The organism is Humiphilus diazotrophicus, from assembly GCF_059726315.1.
This window is the reverse complement of the sequence record NZ_AP040871.1, coordinates 95,076-110,020: the sequence shown is the minus strand read 5'-3', so window position 1 is coordinate 110,020 and position 14,945 is coordinate 95,076. Positions and strand designations below refer to the sequence as shown.

The 14,945-nt window shown below is 50.2% G+C and carries 10 protein-coding genes; 1 reads left to right on the top strand and 9 read right to left on the bottom strand.

Annotated features, from left to right (window positions below; genetic code table 11):
* Window positions 1–351: 351 nt before the first annotated feature.
* From AC6I7T_RS30540 to AC6I7T_RS30530, 3 genes are all read right to left on the bottom strand, one after another.
* Window positions 352–3,006 (bottom strand): ABC transporter permease, encoded by a 2,655-nt coding sequence (locus tag AC6I7T_RS30540; protein ID WP_497795168.1) that lies wholly within the window; start codon window positions 3,004–3,006, stop codon window positions 352–354.
* Window positions 3,003–3,134, bottom strand: coding sequence for a hypothetical protein (locus AC6I7T_RS30535; protein ID WP_497795166.1), 132 nt, complete (start codon window positions 3,132–3,134; stop codon window positions 3,003–3,005). Before AC6I7T_RS30535 ends, AC6I7T_RS30540 begins: the two co-directional genes overlap by 4 nt.
* A gap of 264 nt (window positions 3,135–3,398) precedes the next feature.
* Complete coding sequence (locus AC6I7T_RS30530) at window positions 3,399–4,547, bottom strand: glycoside hydrolase family 172 protein (protein ID WP_497795165.1); 1,149 nt, start codon at window positions 4,545–4,547, stop codon at window positions 3,399–3,401.
* 798 nt (window positions 4,548–5,345) lie between these two features.
* Here AC6I7T_RS30530 and AC6I7T_RS30525 point away from each other — a divergent pair.
* Window positions 5,346–6,398: a DUF4434 domain-containing protein gene (locus AC6I7T_RS30525; protein ID WP_497795163.1), complete on the top strand. Its 1,053-nt coding sequence runs from the start codon at window positions 5,346–5,348 to the stop codon at window positions 6,396–6,398.
* Between the two features lie 65 nt (window positions 6,399–6,463).
* Here the strand turns inward: AC6I7T_RS30525 and AC6I7T_RS30520 are convergent, their stop codons facing one another.
* From AC6I7T_RS30520 to AC6I7T_RS30495, 6 genes are all read right to left on the bottom strand, one after another.
* Complete coding sequence (locus tag AC6I7T_RS30520) at window positions 6,464–7,441, bottom strand: aldose epimerase (RefSeq protein WP_497795161.1); 978 nt, start codon at window positions 7,439–7,441, stop codon at window positions 6,464–6,466.
* 11 nt (window positions 7,442–7,452) lie between these two features.
* The gene (locus AC6I7T_RS30515) at window positions 7,453–8,394 is read right to left on the bottom strand and encodes a carbohydrate kinase family protein (protein WP_497795159.1); all 942 of its coding nucleotides are present in this window, start codon (window positions 8,392–8,394) and stop codon (window positions 7,453–7,455) included.
* Window positions 8,394–9,449 carry an SIS domain-containing protein gene (locus tag AC6I7T_RS30510; RefSeq protein ID WP_497795157.1) on the bottom strand — a complete coding sequence of 352 codons (1,056 nt, stop codon included), beginning with the start codon at window positions 9,447–9,449 and terminating at the stop codon, window positions 8,394–8,396. The genes AC6I7T_RS30515 and AC6I7T_RS30510 overlap by 1 nt, the downstream gene beginning before the upstream one ends.
* Before the next feature lie 230 nt (window positions 9,450–9,679).
* The gene (locus tag AC6I7T_RS30505; protein ID WP_497795155.1) at window positions 9,680–10,954 is read right to left on the bottom strand and encodes a D-tagatose-bisphosphate aldolase, class II, non-catalytic subunit; all 1,275 of its coding nucleotides are present in this window, start codon (window positions 10,952–10,954) and stop codon (window positions 9,680–9,682) included.
* Between the two features lie 28 nt (window positions 10,955–10,982).
* The gene (locus AC6I7T_RS30500) at window positions 10,983–12,950 is read right to left on the bottom strand and encodes an alpha-galactosidase (protein ID WP_497795153.1); all 1,968 of its coding nucleotides are present in this window, start codon (window positions 12,948–12,950) and stop codon (window positions 10,983–10,985) included.
* 340 nt (window positions 12,951–13,290) lie between these two features.
* On the bottom strand, window positions 13,291–14,439 hold the full coding sequence (locus tag AC6I7T_RS30495) for an acyltransferase family protein (protein WP_497795152.1): 1,149 nt from the start codon (window positions 14,437–14,439) through the stop codon (window positions 13,291–13,293).
* Between the last annotated feature and the right edge of the window lie 506 nt (window positions 14,440–14,945).

Sequence of the window (14,945 nt, the reverse complement as noted above, 5' to 3'; positions counted from 1 at the left end):
GACAAAGCATGTTGACGGGCCACAAGTGGAGGGAGATTAGCTTTTCTATTTCCGAAAGTCAACAGATTTTTGTCATCCCCTACCCGTACTCATTCCCAGCCACCACTCAAGATATGTTGAAAATGAACTGCAGTATTTGGGTATGGATTTACAAAACTGAGTGGCAGCATTACGCGCACCGCGTTCTCAAGCCGCAATGCGCAAGGCAGCAACAGACAAGTTGTCTATGTCGCCCACGCATTGAGAACGCTGATACCTGGAGAGCTGAATGCGTTCCTCCGGAGACCGAAGTCCCGATCCAATTAAAGGGTCCGGGATCCAAGACTTCGAGAATGCCTCCAGGGTACGGAACTATTCCTGGCGTAGAGTGACAACCGGATCCACACGTAATACCCGCCTTGCCGGGATGATCAATGCGGCAATCGAAGTCGCAATGATTACTACGCTCACTCCGAGCAGGACAGCCGGATCGAGGGGCTTGACACCGAAGAGCAGGCTGCTCATCCCTCGGCCCAAAAAGAAAGCAATTCCCGTACCTAGCATCATGCCGACTAGTGTCATTCTTAGGCCATCCTTCAGAACGGACCTGAAAACCGTCCCCCGCAATGCTCCCAGTGCCATTCGAATACCAATTTCGTAGGCCCGCCGCGAAACAGTAAATGCAGTTATTCCATAGAGACCGAGAGTGGTAAGCAACAACGCAAGCCCACCGAGTGCTGCCATCAACCATGCGACCATACGGTTTATGTAAGTGACAAACCGCATGTGGTCCGTCAAAGTTTGAGTGTTAAGGATCAGAGTTCCTGGACTCGTTTCCCGCAGGGTTTTCCTGACGACGGGCAATAAGGGACGTGCCTCCCCTGAAGTCGTTACTATCAGAGTCACTTCGAACTGGGCCTCCTGCGAAAGTGGCAAGTACAGATAGGGCTGTGGTGTCTCGTTCAAATTGGCATATTTGCCATCGCCGGTGATGCCGACAATTTCTGCATCCACGGGCTCTTGCCGTCCTAACCGCAAGTGTCGCCCAACAGCATCCGCAGTGCCAAAGAGCTTTTTCGCTAGCACCTGATTAACGATGACTACTCGTCGAGTAGTCGCAGTATCTTGCGTTTCGAATGCTCGGCCCCGGATGAGCGGTATATTCATAACGCGGAAGTAGTCAACATCCGTCGAATTAAACCAAACAGGAATACCCGCTGTATTGGATGGAACTTCGTCGGGAGCCAAAACAATCTTCGTCATGCCACCGCCACTGTCGGGAAATGGAACTACCCGCGCCACGCTTGCATCTTTGACACCAGGCAGAGCCTTCATACGTGTCACAAGAGAGTCAAATGCTGCTTGCCTCTGTGCTCCCTGTCCTTCTACACCAATTCCTAGCAGTATGGCGTTCTGTCTGCCGTTGAATCCGAGGTTAATGTTTTCGATATGATTCAGTGCCTTTATCAGAAGCCCCGTTGCGATTAGAAGTGACATAGAGATTGTCAGTTGAGCCACAACGAAGACCTTGCGCATCGGCATTCTTGACTTGCCACGTTGCAGTGATTGAGTCCGCATTGCATCGAGTGGCGATGTCTGTGTTGTTGCAAGCGCGGGGATCAGACCACCAACAAAAACGGAGACGATACCCGCCACAGCCGTGAACAATAACACTCGGTGATCGATTCTGAAGTCGAAACCAAGCGGATATCCAATATCTGGCATGAGTCCAGGAACAAGCGAGATCAGCCTTTGCGCCAGCAGCAATGCACCAGCAACACCGAAGACCGCAAGCACGGTGTACTCCGTAATTAATTGCCGCAGCAGCATACCTCGTGTGGCACCCAGTGCAGCACGCATGGCGATTTCTCGCCGGCGCGAGTCGTTAAGAGCCAATAAAAGAGTGGCAATGTTTGTACAAGCGATAAGCAGGACAGCCCCGGCAACGGAGAGCACCAGGATGCTGAGCACCTTCATCCCTTCGCCTTCCGACTTGGTTTGCCAATCTGCTATGAATTCACGTTCCCTGTTCGTCTGTGGATACTGCACCGATAAGGCGGTGCTCAGTAACCGCAACTGCTCTCTTGCCTGATATAGGGTAGTGCCAGGCTTTAATCGTGCGTAGAGTTCAAACCCGCGGTACGTTCGCGGCGCGTTTTGCTCGTCTGGATCCCACATCTTCCAACTTGCTAGCGGGACATAGACCTGGGGGTCGAGCATACGCTCCGTGCCTCTAAAGCCGACGGGCAAAACTGCCATCACTGTCGCAAGCCCTTTGTTGACCTTTATCGTCTGCCCAATCACATTGAGGTTTCCGTTGAAGATGCGCTTCCACGTTCCATAGCTGAGCACAACAACCGGCGTTTGATCCCGCTGAAGTTCACTTTCATTTGGCAATCTGCCAATCTCCGGGCGGACACCCATAAACGTGAAGTAGTTGTCGCTTACCACTTCAGCGAGCAGCAATTGGAGACCATCAGACGTCTGCAATGTCAACCCTCTACGGTCAGAAGCTGCAACATCCGCAAATGCGGGAACGCGTTCGCGGAGATCCGCGTATTCCGCGTATGACGAACCCGAAGCTGTTACTTCTGAATCCGCAGCGGCATGGCTCTTCACACTTTTGAGCGCCACCAGGTGAGAGGGATCCGCAATGGGAAGTGGCCTCAAATAAAACCCATCTACCAGGCTAAAAATAGCGGTGTTTGCCCCAATTCCCAACGCCAGCGTTGCTATGGCAACCGACATCAGACCAGGCGACCTGCGTAACATCCGTAGACCATGGCGCACATCCCGCTTCAATGTGTCGAGGAACAACCCCGGACGTTGCTGGATGCATTGTTCTCTCGCGCGCTCCATGCCACCAAACTCGATCATGGTTTGGCGTCGCGCCTCTGAAGCCGTCAGCCCAGCCGCAAGTTTGGCCTCAATGGATTGCTCGATATGGAATTTGAGTTCTTCATCCAGTTCGCTCTGGTTCTTGCGACTTAGGAGAAATCGAAACCGAGTTAGCAACTCTGTCATCATGACTGCGCCTCCGCTGTTTTCCCAAAGATCAGCGCAATGGAGATCGACAACCGATCCCAAGTTGCCAGCTCGTTTTCTATGGGCACCAATGCAAGCGTGCCCAGGAGCAGGTCCGTTGGTATAGGCATCTCTTCCCCTTGATATTCGACAACAACATTGCTCCGATTCCTGTCGAATGTCAAGGGCACACCTGAGAGAAGTCCTTAGTTCACAACGCCTGAGCACTCGACAGGGTGCTCACCGCTGAGTCCATGTCGTGAACGAAATCCGGATAAGGATTGAACAGATCACGTAATCGAGAACCAATTTTTCTAACCAAACTGGCTTATCAAGAAAGGGGAGCCTCTCGCGAGAAAGCTCCCTCTTTCTTCAGTGCATTCATACGAAATCACTCAATTATTTTCCAGATGATCTTTATCGGGCAGAGCTGGGAATTTTGCATGGGGTTCAGCCTGATACCAATAGGCCACGGACGCGATATCGTCCATGAGAGGCAAATATCGTCCGCCGCTCTGCCAACCGAGAGCCTGAATAGTCACCTTTAGGTCGTGATCGAACCGCACCGGATCCGGAATGTGCCAACGGTACAACCCAAATCTCTCCTGTGAATGGTATAGCCCGTCTGGTTTTATCACCTGGGCCAGTCCCGAGTAAGGAGAAGTAAACTCTTCGTACTGCTTCTTCTCCTGATTCTCAAAATTGTATGACCCATTAAAGTAATCCTCCGTGCCGGTTCCATTGATGGTCGGGAAGTTCTGGTCTCCATCAATGTAAAACTTAATTTCGCCCTCTCCCCACCATCCATCGTTATGGACGCCCCAAGCAAGATATGTCCCGACATAATGGCCTTTTCCCGCAACGTTATCGAGGATGGTATACACCTGCTTATAAGGTAGAGGATTCACTCTTCTGAATTGGGCATGGAAATATCCGGCATCCTCCGGAACTGTAGTTTGGGTATAGTCAATTTGGTAATAGAAAGTGACAGGCTTCTCGTCCAGGTTCTCAAGTGTAATCTTTGCCTTTTTCCTGAATGGCATCACCCAATAAGAGTTGAACGCACTGCCAGGATTGACGCAGACAGCAAGGGAAGAAATTCGCGAGTACTTTCCCCATCCCATTGCAAAAAAATCACCGACTGGAACTTCCACGGATGGAGTCGTTTCCTCGTCCCAATACATTCGCAAAATGGAGAGCCGCCAATTTCCTGTCGGTGTCATCCAGATATGTTGGATTGCACCTGAACCTTTGATTTCTCCAAGAGTGAATGTCTGGCCGGGAGCAATAACAACGTAAGGATTTACCTTCCAACCTTGACCGAGTTCGCGAGAAGCATGGGAAGCGACCCCTTGTGTAGCCATTCCGCCCTTCCCTTTTTCTCCCGTAGGATTTTCGGGGCTGATGGAAAAGCTCTTCGCATTCGATAGCCGATCAAGATTAGCAAGACTGTTGCCCAAGCCATCATAGGTGATGGCCTGAGCCTGCCCCAGTAGTGGGAACAGGACCAGGATTCCCAACAAGATGCAGGTTTTTCCCTTCATCGTTATCTCTTACTCCTCTCTTGAAGCACCAAAACGAAGGCTTTGTGTTCTTCTCTACAATTCGAGCATTTCTCATGAAGATGCAGCTCAAGCCGCAAGACCTGCGCAACTTCCCCCATGCCGGGTACCACAGCAAAGCCGTCTTGCTTTGCTGTGGTGGAGAAAAGCTGCACGCCTCTATCGTTGGGAAGTCTATACCCAGGGGAAGATGCTCTGAGCTTCTCATTGACCTTCTGTCAGGGTGCCGCACCCACATTTACCGCCCGACCCAATGGGCCTGGAGAATGACCCCAATGCACAGGGAGGATGCACACGCAGTGCACGGTAGAATTCGAAAGCGTTTCTAAACCTCTGGGCCACTCTTGCCTCCCGTGGTATTGGAGTCCTGCTTCATGAGGAAAAATATCCTTAAAGTAAGCCGAGTAAAAAGCAAGGAACGTTCAAATTTCGACTTGGACAGGGAACAGATGATCGAATGTCCGAGCCATAAAATGGCTGCATTTTTGTAATTCGCCAGGCGATCATGACAAAAGTTTAGAATCGGTACAAACTTCTGATTTCATTTGATTTATCGAACCCATGACTTTTCACAACAAGGTTGAGTAAACCTCTTCATTCGCAGGCAGGTTCATCGACAGGATTCAATTTTCCCTTGACTACCACCCTATACAACATTACATATAGACGGAATGATACTTTAGCCGTGATTCGCTTTAGGCTAATGATCGCAGAGGCATGTGTTGCTGCGGGTACATTGCAAACAAACTGAAGCAGGCAGAATGCAGAAAGAGTACACGAATGATCGATGAACTAAGTAGACGAAATTTCCTTGTCGCTTTAGGTATGGGAGCAGGAGCAGTTTTGATGAACCCAGGACAAGCCTATGCAGCACCCACATCAGGTTCAATCAAGCCGATTTCCGGTAGCTGGTTTGAGTTCCAGCATCACGCGACCGTTGAAGGCGTTGACTGGAATCCAGCATGCGTCCGGTTCACAGCGGAACAATGGGCAGCAAAGATCAAAGAAGTCGCAGACGCCGGTCTGGAATACCTGGTCCTGATGGCGACGGCGGTTTATTATCGCTCGTTCTACGACAGCAAAGTGTTCCCCAAGTGGCAGCTAGCTTGCGCTGATCCGATGGAAGCTGTGCTCTCGGCAGCGGATAAGTACAAGGTAAAGTTCTTTATTGGCGGCGGCTTCTACGGTGATTGGACAAGTGAAAATACGATTATCGATCCAATTGCCAATAAACAGAGACTCCAAGCGATGGAGGAGCTGGTTGAGAAGTACGGCCATCATCCAAGCTTTTATGGCTGGTATTGGCCAGATGAGGCCTGTATCAACCCCTACTACTCGCCGGATTTCATCACCTATGTCAACGGATGCTCGAAACTGGCACGCCAGCTTAAGCCTAAGGCTCCGATCATGATCGCTCCATATGGCACACGCTTAGTCACTCCCGATGACAAATACGTCAAGCAGCTGGATGTTATGGATGTGGACATCGTGGCGTATCAGGACGAAGTAGGCGTACAGAAATCCAAAGTAACGGAAACATCCGCCTTCTATGAAAAGCTACGTAAAGCCCATGATCGATCCCAAAAGGCTAAAATCTGGGCAGACGTAGAGATCTTCGAATTCGAAAGCGATGTGTACAAGAGTGCCCTAATGCCGGCAGCTTTCGACCGCGTTCTGCGCCAGCTTGAAGCTGTATCTCCGTGGGTAGACAAGATTCTGGTCTATCAATACCTTGGCATGATGAACCGCCCGGACTCATCGGCTTTCGCCGGAGCTCCTTCATCCGCCAAACTGTATTCCGATTATCAGAATTGGCTAAAACATAAGATCTAGAGCGTCTTCTCTCACGTCCCGCTGCGGTCATCACAGCGGGACGCACCCAAATGACCCCATCTCAGTTAGAAATCCCCTCGCTCTACCTCACGGCGAAAGACTTCAAAAGTAATTCCGACCAGAGAGAGAGAAAACTCGATGGCAAACCGGAAACGCTGCCCCGGGAACAAAATAGTTTCCTGCCCTTGATCCATTGCTTGCCTGACAGAACCACATGGAGCCGTCGTTGGTTCCGGGGCAAAAGCAAATTGTTTTGGTATCCCCTCTTCCTCCGGCCAGCCTCCACAACAAATCCATAACCCCAGGTAGGGAAGAGCCGCCTTATCAAAACGCACAGCTATTCCTTGCAAGAGCCTCGAACGGTATAGGCCACACCAAGCCTGTTGCAATCTTCCGGTGTAGAACATCTCCGCTGTCCGTGCAGAGGCGTTCGACAAAACACTTAGGTCTTCAGATGATCCCTCTGTACTTTTCGCAGCAATGGGCCACTCTACGCGATCACCCAGGACCCCGAATCTGGCATTTCTCGAAGAATGAACTTTGAGCTCCTTAACCTCTGCAGGAAGCAAAATTCGATCTTCGGGATCAACGGCCAGTAAGGGATGGCATGCATAGAGAAATGGTATTGATTGGTTGCCGATGTTATCGATCTGATATTCAAGTCGAAGCCGACGGCCCTGCAAGTGAACATCTTTCGTGAAGTGTATTGGCTGGCTAAAACCATCAGCCTCAAGACGAACCCAATTCTTCGCTGAACAGGCAATCGCATTCCACGGCAATTGCCAGAAGTCGCCATGGTCCGGAATCCTTTCATTGTTCAGCTCGCAGGAGGCAACAGTTGGTAGACACTCATCGATTCCGGCACAGGAACCTTCGCTGAAAAGCGTATAACGGCCAGGCTGCACAGTGCCCGGTGGAGATTGTGACTGTAGAAGGAACTCGACCCCGGACTCCCGGCTCCACAAAGAAGCAATCCTTCCGCCTTCTGCAGGTAGTACTTTGATCTTTAGAAATTCGTTTGATAATTCCAGGTATTCTGGCACACGCCCTCACCTCAATGATCTGGAAGGTGCTCCGCGAGAAAAGTACTTAAAAGAGCCTTGTCTCGAAATGACTCTGTACCACCGGAACGGAGTGTAGAAAGAGCGGCCGTTGTATTTCCCATGGCTGCACACACAGAAAGTGGGCGCTTTTCCAAGTACCCTTTCAGAAACCCGGCGTTGAAGCTATCACCGGCACCAATCGTGTCCGTGGGCTGGACGGAAACCGGAGGAGCGATCCAGCGCTGATTGCCTGCCTGCACAAGAGAACCACGAGCACCACACTTCATGGCCACAACCGGAACTTTGCCTGAAAGATACGAGATCGCCTCTTCGATGTTCTCGGTCTTAGCGATTCGTTTTGCTTCGTCTTCGTTGGGCAATAGCACATCGAGTAAAGGAAATAACTCCTCCAGGGGGTGCCCCCAACGATCATCCGGGTCGTCATTGGTATCGAGAGAAAGTGTCAGCCCTTTCTTCTTCAGTTCCCGGCAAAGCCTTGGAAGATCCGACTGAAGTCCCTTCTGAAGATACAACGAAGAGATATGGAAATGCCGTCCGGAAGCTAGATAGGAGATGTCGAGGTCGTGTACCGACATCTCTGCCATCAGTCCCGGATAGGTCAGAATATGCCGCATCTTTCCATGATTTAGCAGAATGGTAACACCAGTCTGACAACCAGAATTTGCAGTCACAACACGGGAAATGTCGACCGCTGCTTCTTTTAGACGCTCTATCGCAATGGCACCGAGCGAATCAGTACCAATCTTTGTAATGAAACCAACCTTTACCCCCAGAGCCGAGAGATTGTGAGCAAGAATTGCTGAAGAGCTGCCCAATGTCAGGCGAAAATCGTCAGCAAGTAGCTCGCGTTCCACTGGCATATCTGTTGGCAGGCCATAAAGAATCAAATCAAGATTGATCTCCCCAGCAATCGTTACATCGAAGGAACTCATTAATAGCTCCCAATCGTAACAACCCGGCTAAGGTTCTTAGGACTGTCAGGATTTAAGCCTTTCTGTAGGCCGCGATAGCTGCCCAAAAGCTGTCCCCAAACTACATTCATGACGAGTCGAGTAATCTCAGGTACAGAAAGATCCATTTCAATCAAGAGATCCGCTGTTCTACGCAGATCTTCCGATGCGGAGTTGGCAATAACCAGAATAGGAGATCCCAGTTCCTTCATCTCTAGAAGCACCAACTCTTCCGCCTCAGAACCAGACTCAGAGATAAGCCCTCCAACGAGCGTAGATGGACCGGCTATGGATTTGGGACCATGCCTGAACTCAAGCGTATGGAAATACTGTGCGTAAGTAGAAGAAGATTCCATAACCTTCAGGGCGCATTCAGAAGCGATTGGATACAAGGCCCCTTGCCCCAGGAAGGCACAGTCTTCAAAGTTGTTCTCAGCCAGTGCCTCTATCTGTGAAGCATAAATAGGAAGCAGTCGATCCAATTCTCCGGGAAGATCACGCAGAGAAGTCAATAACTTCCGATCATCTCCAATATGTGCTGACAGATACTGTAGGCCCAGCAACATCGAGGTAAAGGAAGAGGTCATGACCGTGCTCTCCTCCACAACATCGAGCCGCAGAACTCGATCACTCATCTGTACGAGATCTCTTCCGTCACAAGTAACCGCTAGAAAAGCCGTATTTCTGTGCCGAAGATATTCTGCAACCTTCAATACTTCCGAGGTGTGTCCGGAACGAGAGATAAGTACGGGGAAAGCGCGGGAAGATCCATAAGGAAAGACCAGTTGTGGTTGAAGAAGAATCTCAGAAGCCGGAACAGCTCGTGCTGAGACGTGAAGCAAAATAGAAAAGGTGGCGGCAGCCGCTTGTGCCAGATAATAACTAGTACCGCAGCCAACAAACACCCATTCAAAAGTACGTGGATCGTGTCCTTCAACCAGCGACGTCAGGTCCATTCGGCTTAAATCGTCCAAACACCTTTGCCAAACAGCCGGTTGTCCAAAGATTTCTTCGAGCGTCTTTATCTTTTGCCGCACGTATAGTCCTCCGCCGATCTACGCAATACCACTCAGCCAAGTGAGATTGCGTGCCTCAAACTAGGTGCTAAAGAAAACTCACCCGCATAATAGCACCGAGACGTAATACAACGAAATAAAAAGAAAGAAAAAATTAATATCAAAAATGCAGGCAAATAAGTGATCCTTATGCCTTGGATTGCGGTTTCCACCCTGCTCCACCAGCTGAAACGAGGTACAAGAGTATGTCTTCAACTAGGGAAACAAGCTGCTGCGTATGGCGCTAGAGTTCGACGTATGTGTTGAAGGATGATCGCATCGGACTCGATCTTTAGCTGCCCATTTCGCAAATCACGATAATCGAGCGGTAACTGTGCACTAATCAACGTCTCAGGAACAATTGTTTGACGCAAATTCTCGATGAGTAGATTGACAGATTCTTCGGCTGCAGGATTGTTCCAGTAGTATCGGATCCGATCACTATAGCTATAGCGCCGCAGCAGCCGCTGTCTTCGTTTATCCCCGTGATAGTGGTTTTGCCAATTCTTCGGAAAAGCAAGCATTACCTCTTCCATCACGTCCGGTAAATGGGACTGATTGCTGGCTTCCACCAATTCTCTTTCCAGCTCCGCCAACCCGAAAAGTGCCTCTCGCATAGCAAAGGTCAACGCAGGCCCTACTTTCAGAATTGCAAAGCCATCCTGAACCAGTGATGTATAGAGATCGGGTCTCTGATAATCAGTCGAGTGGGCTTCAAAAACAAGTCCACCCATTTTCGGGAGCATACTTTTCAAGGCAACAGCTTTGGAGGGGATGTAATCAATGACGCTGTCGTGATTGAACTCAACTCCAGGTTGCACAACCATCGCAAGCACACGCTCCCAGGCATCCTGGAGTCCATGCGTATAAAAGACTTCACGATGAATTCGCCAGGTCTCTTCGGCATCGGAAGAGTTGGTAACCTGAAGGCCGGCCAAGCTTTCCGTTGCCCCTCCAGGCACGGGTACCTCGGTTCCAATGATGTATCCAGGATCTTCTTCCTGAACGAAACGTTCGGCAGCAAAACATAGTCTTGCCGCACGTTCGGCGATAACTTTGTTTGACAGCGGCCCCTGGTCATCGGAGCAACACATACTGGCATCTAAATGCAGTTTGGTAAAACCGGCTTCTGCATATTCCCTCACCATCGCCTCGGCTCGCACCATAGCCTCTTCTGCAGGCAAATGTTGCCAAGGATTTGGACCGAGATGATCGCCACCAAGGATGATGCGATTTGCAGGAAGACCTTCGGCAACTGCAAGGTGCATAACCATCTTCCGAAAATCATTCGGACGCATGCCGGTATAGCCACCATCTTGATTTACCTGGTTCGAAGTGGCCTCGATAAGGAGAGGACTGCCATCCGCCAATGCTTGCTGCATGGCTGCTCGAATAACAAGCGGATGCGATGAGCATACGGAATAAATTCCGCGTGCATTACCGCGCTCGCCCCGCTCCTGTAAGAGTTTCCGTAGAGAATTCGCCATAGACTTGTACTCTCTCCGTGTGTTCTGTTCAGCGATGCGGCTGCATTTGCAGCGTCAGGACTTCAAATGGTTCAAGAGCAAAAACATGCTCCTCTCCTGCATGCAGCATGACGGGGGGTTGAGAGGCTTGAGATTTCCAGGGACTCCGGGCCTCATATTGTTTAGGCGCATCTGGGGTTAATTCAAAAGCCTTTTGTAGATCGACAGTCAAAGAAGCGCGATGCGCAGTTGGGTTTCGTAATACCAGAATTCCTTCAGTCATGCTCAATGAAGCCCAACCATAAACTTCTCCCTTAAGGGGATTGCCGCCTACCCAATGGCTATCGCGAAGAGTCGAAGCATGTTCTCGAGACCACCGTGCCGCCTCGGCTAAGGTGTCCCAATCCGCCGGAGAGAGTAATGAAGGAGTGATATACATCTCCTGCAACTGTGTTCCAGAGCCGAAGTAAGAATGCACTTCATCGGCAAAATCGTGTTCTGGATCTTCGGAGAGATGCTCTGCTTTCCGCGCATAGATGAGGCCGTGCAGCATGAGCGAGTTCAATGGAAACAAAGGTCCAGCCTGCACGATGTTCTGGTATGTCTGTCCGTCGCGATAGGTAATCCACTTCTGACGCCAGCTCCCTTCTCCAGCAAAGCTGTGATCTTCTCCAGACCGCCAGATTGAATCTGCATACCGAAGCCAGAAGGGAGAGGGTTTTGTGCCAGTCGTCAGATTGATGAAGACCTGACTGTCTTGCTGGCGTAAACGCTCGATCAGACGAATCGCGGCAGAAAAGTCACTATCAAATACACTGCCGGGAAAAACCTGATTTGCATTTCCCGTCCCGTCGAACTTGAATTGATTCACACCGAAACGAGTCATGAAATTTAGACAGGTTTCTTCAAACTTCGCATAGTACTTAGGTCCGGAAAGGGCATACCCGCCTTTAACGACCTCGTAATTACGGCTCTTCCCATAAGTAATGCGCTCTATCTTGTCCGTTCCGTAACCGCCCCAAGGAGAGAGCCATACTCCAATGCCAAAACCGTATTGCTTCGAGGCTGAAAGTAGAGGAGTGAATCCATCGGGGAATCCGCTATCAAATCCCCACAATGAGTGCGTATTATCCCAACCATCGTCCATCAGGAAGGAATCCATCGTGACGCCCCGTTTACGGACAAGCTCTTCTCCGAACGCGTGGATTCGATCTAGCACTCCGTCGGCACCGAAACGTTCACCAAATCCAATGTCATACCAAGTGTTGTAATGAAGAAATGTCCTGTAAGGATGGGACCTCTCCAGCTCGAGATACTCCAGAAAATCGCGCCGCATTTGTTCAGGTCGCGCTGCTCCAATGACAGAGGAATAAGTAATCGACTGCCCTGCCCCAAGTTGCAGGATGCGCTTTAGACCAGATACAGCCGTTCCATTCTCCACATTGCTATAGGAAAGTGGATGCTCAAAGCCACGAAAGAATTCGCCACTTACAAGCGGAGATCCGGCCACCGTGCCGACTACTTTTGCCTTCTCATCGGTGACATATATCAATTGCACATCGGCCAGCGGCAACGCTCTCTTTCCGGCATGAATCGTAACCTCCTGCCGTAGATAAGCCGCTTCCCCCCGCACTACCATGCACCAATGAACGTTTGTTGCAGAGGCTTCGTCTTCCAGATCCGCACAGATCTGTTTTCCCGGCAAACGTTCGGCCGCACGGGATGCGCTAGGAACAGCTGCAAGAGCTGAGATCTTGAGACCATTCGATATCTTCATGCTCGACGCCCGGATCGTGCGGTTATCCTTCAGTACCAGGACAAAAGCCTCCCCCAAATTCAGCTTGGAATGGGTATTTCGATCCTCTGCCGCACCTAGTAGAAGGTTTCCTTTTGTTGCGCTCACCTCCGCATCGATTCTGGCGTTACCGAAAGCCTCGCGCATCTCTGCAAAAGCGGAGCCCTCACATACCGCACAGAGAAGTACTGCCCAAGGCAAGAACTTGCGGGTTACGTTCACTTGACCCTCCTGACAATCGGCAATCCATGCTATTTCGATTCGAAATAAAACGAAACAAAAGAACAGATGTGTTATATCACATCGAAACAAAAGAGAGTCAAAAATATTTAAAAGTGAAATGGCAGACACAGAAAGGTCGGCGCCGGAGATTCCATTCAACGGAGGATGAAAATGCCAGCTGTCGACACCTGAGCATGGCCTGGTTTTGGGCTATTCAACTTCGCGGGCGAAATAATTGTGCGGATAAGATAGGGCGCAATGACAGAAGGCTCCCGCAATAGCGAGAGCCCCGTCATAAACACCGTTGCCGAAAGTGCCTTCCAGATAGGTTGGAGATACCTTAGGCGCTGGCTTTTTCGAGTTCCGGAGATCTCCTGAATCGAGCAGCAAGTTTCTGCGGCCAGTTTTTGTCCATGCAAGGACGCTCGATCAAAACAAAAAATACCGTACCCACTGCGAGCAAAATGGGAGTGATGAGAATCTCACTCACGAACAGCTTAGGCCACCAGCCGTGGATCGGGAGTTTGTTGAAGACAACATAGGCTCCCTGCAGTGCAAGGGAATGTGTCAGGTAAATGCTGTAACACATGCCACCTATTGTGGCGACCCAAGTGCGACGCAGGAACCAGCGGATGACCACACCCTGAAAAGCTCCACAATAGAGAAGAACCGTAATAATGGGAATCCAGATGTGGGCGACAGCCTCTGGTCCCAGAAATACAAGGCACCAAAAAGGTACGCAGACGATATCCCAAATGATTGACTTGGGAAGCCGCTGGAGCCGCGTAGTATAGAGGTCCGCAACCAGGAATCCGGACAGGAAGTATTGGCCATAGTTGATGATGTTCAGCTCCCAGCGCACGCCATCCGGACGATGAAGCTGCAAAAAGCCAGCTCCAATGAGGATCGCCACCAAACAGGTGTACCGAAGCAAATCATTTCTACGAAAGAAGATTACAGCCAGGATTGGGGCCAAAATGTAGAATTGCACCTCAATTTCCAGCGACCAACTGGGACCGTGTACGACAGGAGGGATTCCATAGATGAGAGTGTGGCAATACACCAAACTTGCAAAGAAATGAGGGAGAATTGCTCCCCAGGTCATGTTATGCGCAGCTTTTGCAAGCGGAAGACGAATGATCAGGTTCGCGATGTAGGGAGGTTCAAGACGCGTAACACGGCGTAGGAAATACGCCTTCAGGTTTACAGCCTTTTCTCCAGCCAAATACTGTCGGGCAAATGGAACGCCAAGCACAAAACCGGAAATTGCGAAGAAAAGCGGAACCCCACGATAGCCGTGCGCCAGCATGTTTCCCAGGAAAGCGCCTATCGTGGAACCCGGAGCCTTATACCTTGCATTCGTGTAAATTTCGGTCATGCGGAGCACGTGGTAACACACCACGGACATAATGGCGATGAACCGCAATCCATCAATTTCAGGGATATAGGCACCACTGGATGTAATACGGCGCAATGCGGGTAGTCGCATGATTAACCTTTGGCTCCCAGATTGTTTACTCTAAAGTAAACTAATATTAAGAATCATACCATCCGCTAAATACGGTATGACTCCCATGATTTCTTTGGTTTGGTGCCATATACCGGGTATTGAATCGTTAGCGCTGAAAAAATAGAAAATCAAAGCGGCGAATTGCTACTAAAGACATTTACTGGATTTGGTCTAGACCAATCAATTCAAGGAACCCTGAACGGAGATAGGGGGCAAGCAGCTCGAGCTATCGAGCTCTCCCGGAGAGAAAGCGGCAAATCGTAATATCACTTTGAGTATAGGCAGCTCACGCCGATCTTCTGTCGCTCTCGCCTCATTCCCAAGACTGTCCTCCGTCATTCTCATTGGAGATCACGGAGACACCACTCAATAGGATGATGAACGGTACCGCTTGGGATGGCAGAGTACCTTGCGATGAATTCATGAATTTAGGGTGACTGTAGGGCATCCGGCTTAAGAATCAAACGCCAAGCTAGATTCCTGAA

Coding starts and splice junctions, on each gene's coding strand:
- AC6I7T_RS30515 (WP_497795159.1), bottom strand. CDS start 8,394: ATGAGTTCCTTCGATGTAACGATTGCTGGGGAGATCAATCTTGATTTG.
- AC6I7T_RS30530 (WP_497795165.1), bottom strand. CDS start 4,547: ATGAAGGGAAAAACCTGCATCTTGTTGGGAATCCTGGTCCTGTTCCCA.
- AC6I7T_RS30495 (WP_497795152.1), bottom strand. CDS start 14,439: ATGCGACTACCCGCATTGCGCCGTATTACATCCAGTGGTGCCTATATC.
- AC6I7T_RS30535 (WP_497795166.1), bottom strand. CDS start 3,134: ATGCCTATACCAACGGACCTGCTCCTGGGCACGCTTGCATTGGTGCCC.
- AC6I7T_RS30540 (WP_497795168.1), bottom strand. CDS start 3,006: ATGATGACAGAGTTGCTAACTCGGTTTCGATTTCTCCTAAGTCGCAAG.
- AC6I7T_RS30525 (WP_497795163.1), top strand. CDS start 5,346: ATGATCGATGAACTAAGTAGACGAAATTTCCTTGTCGCTTTAGGTATG.
- AC6I7T_RS30505 (WP_497795155.1), bottom strand. CDS start 10,954: ATGGCGAATTCTCTACGGAAACTCTTACAGGAGCGGGGCGAGCGCGGT.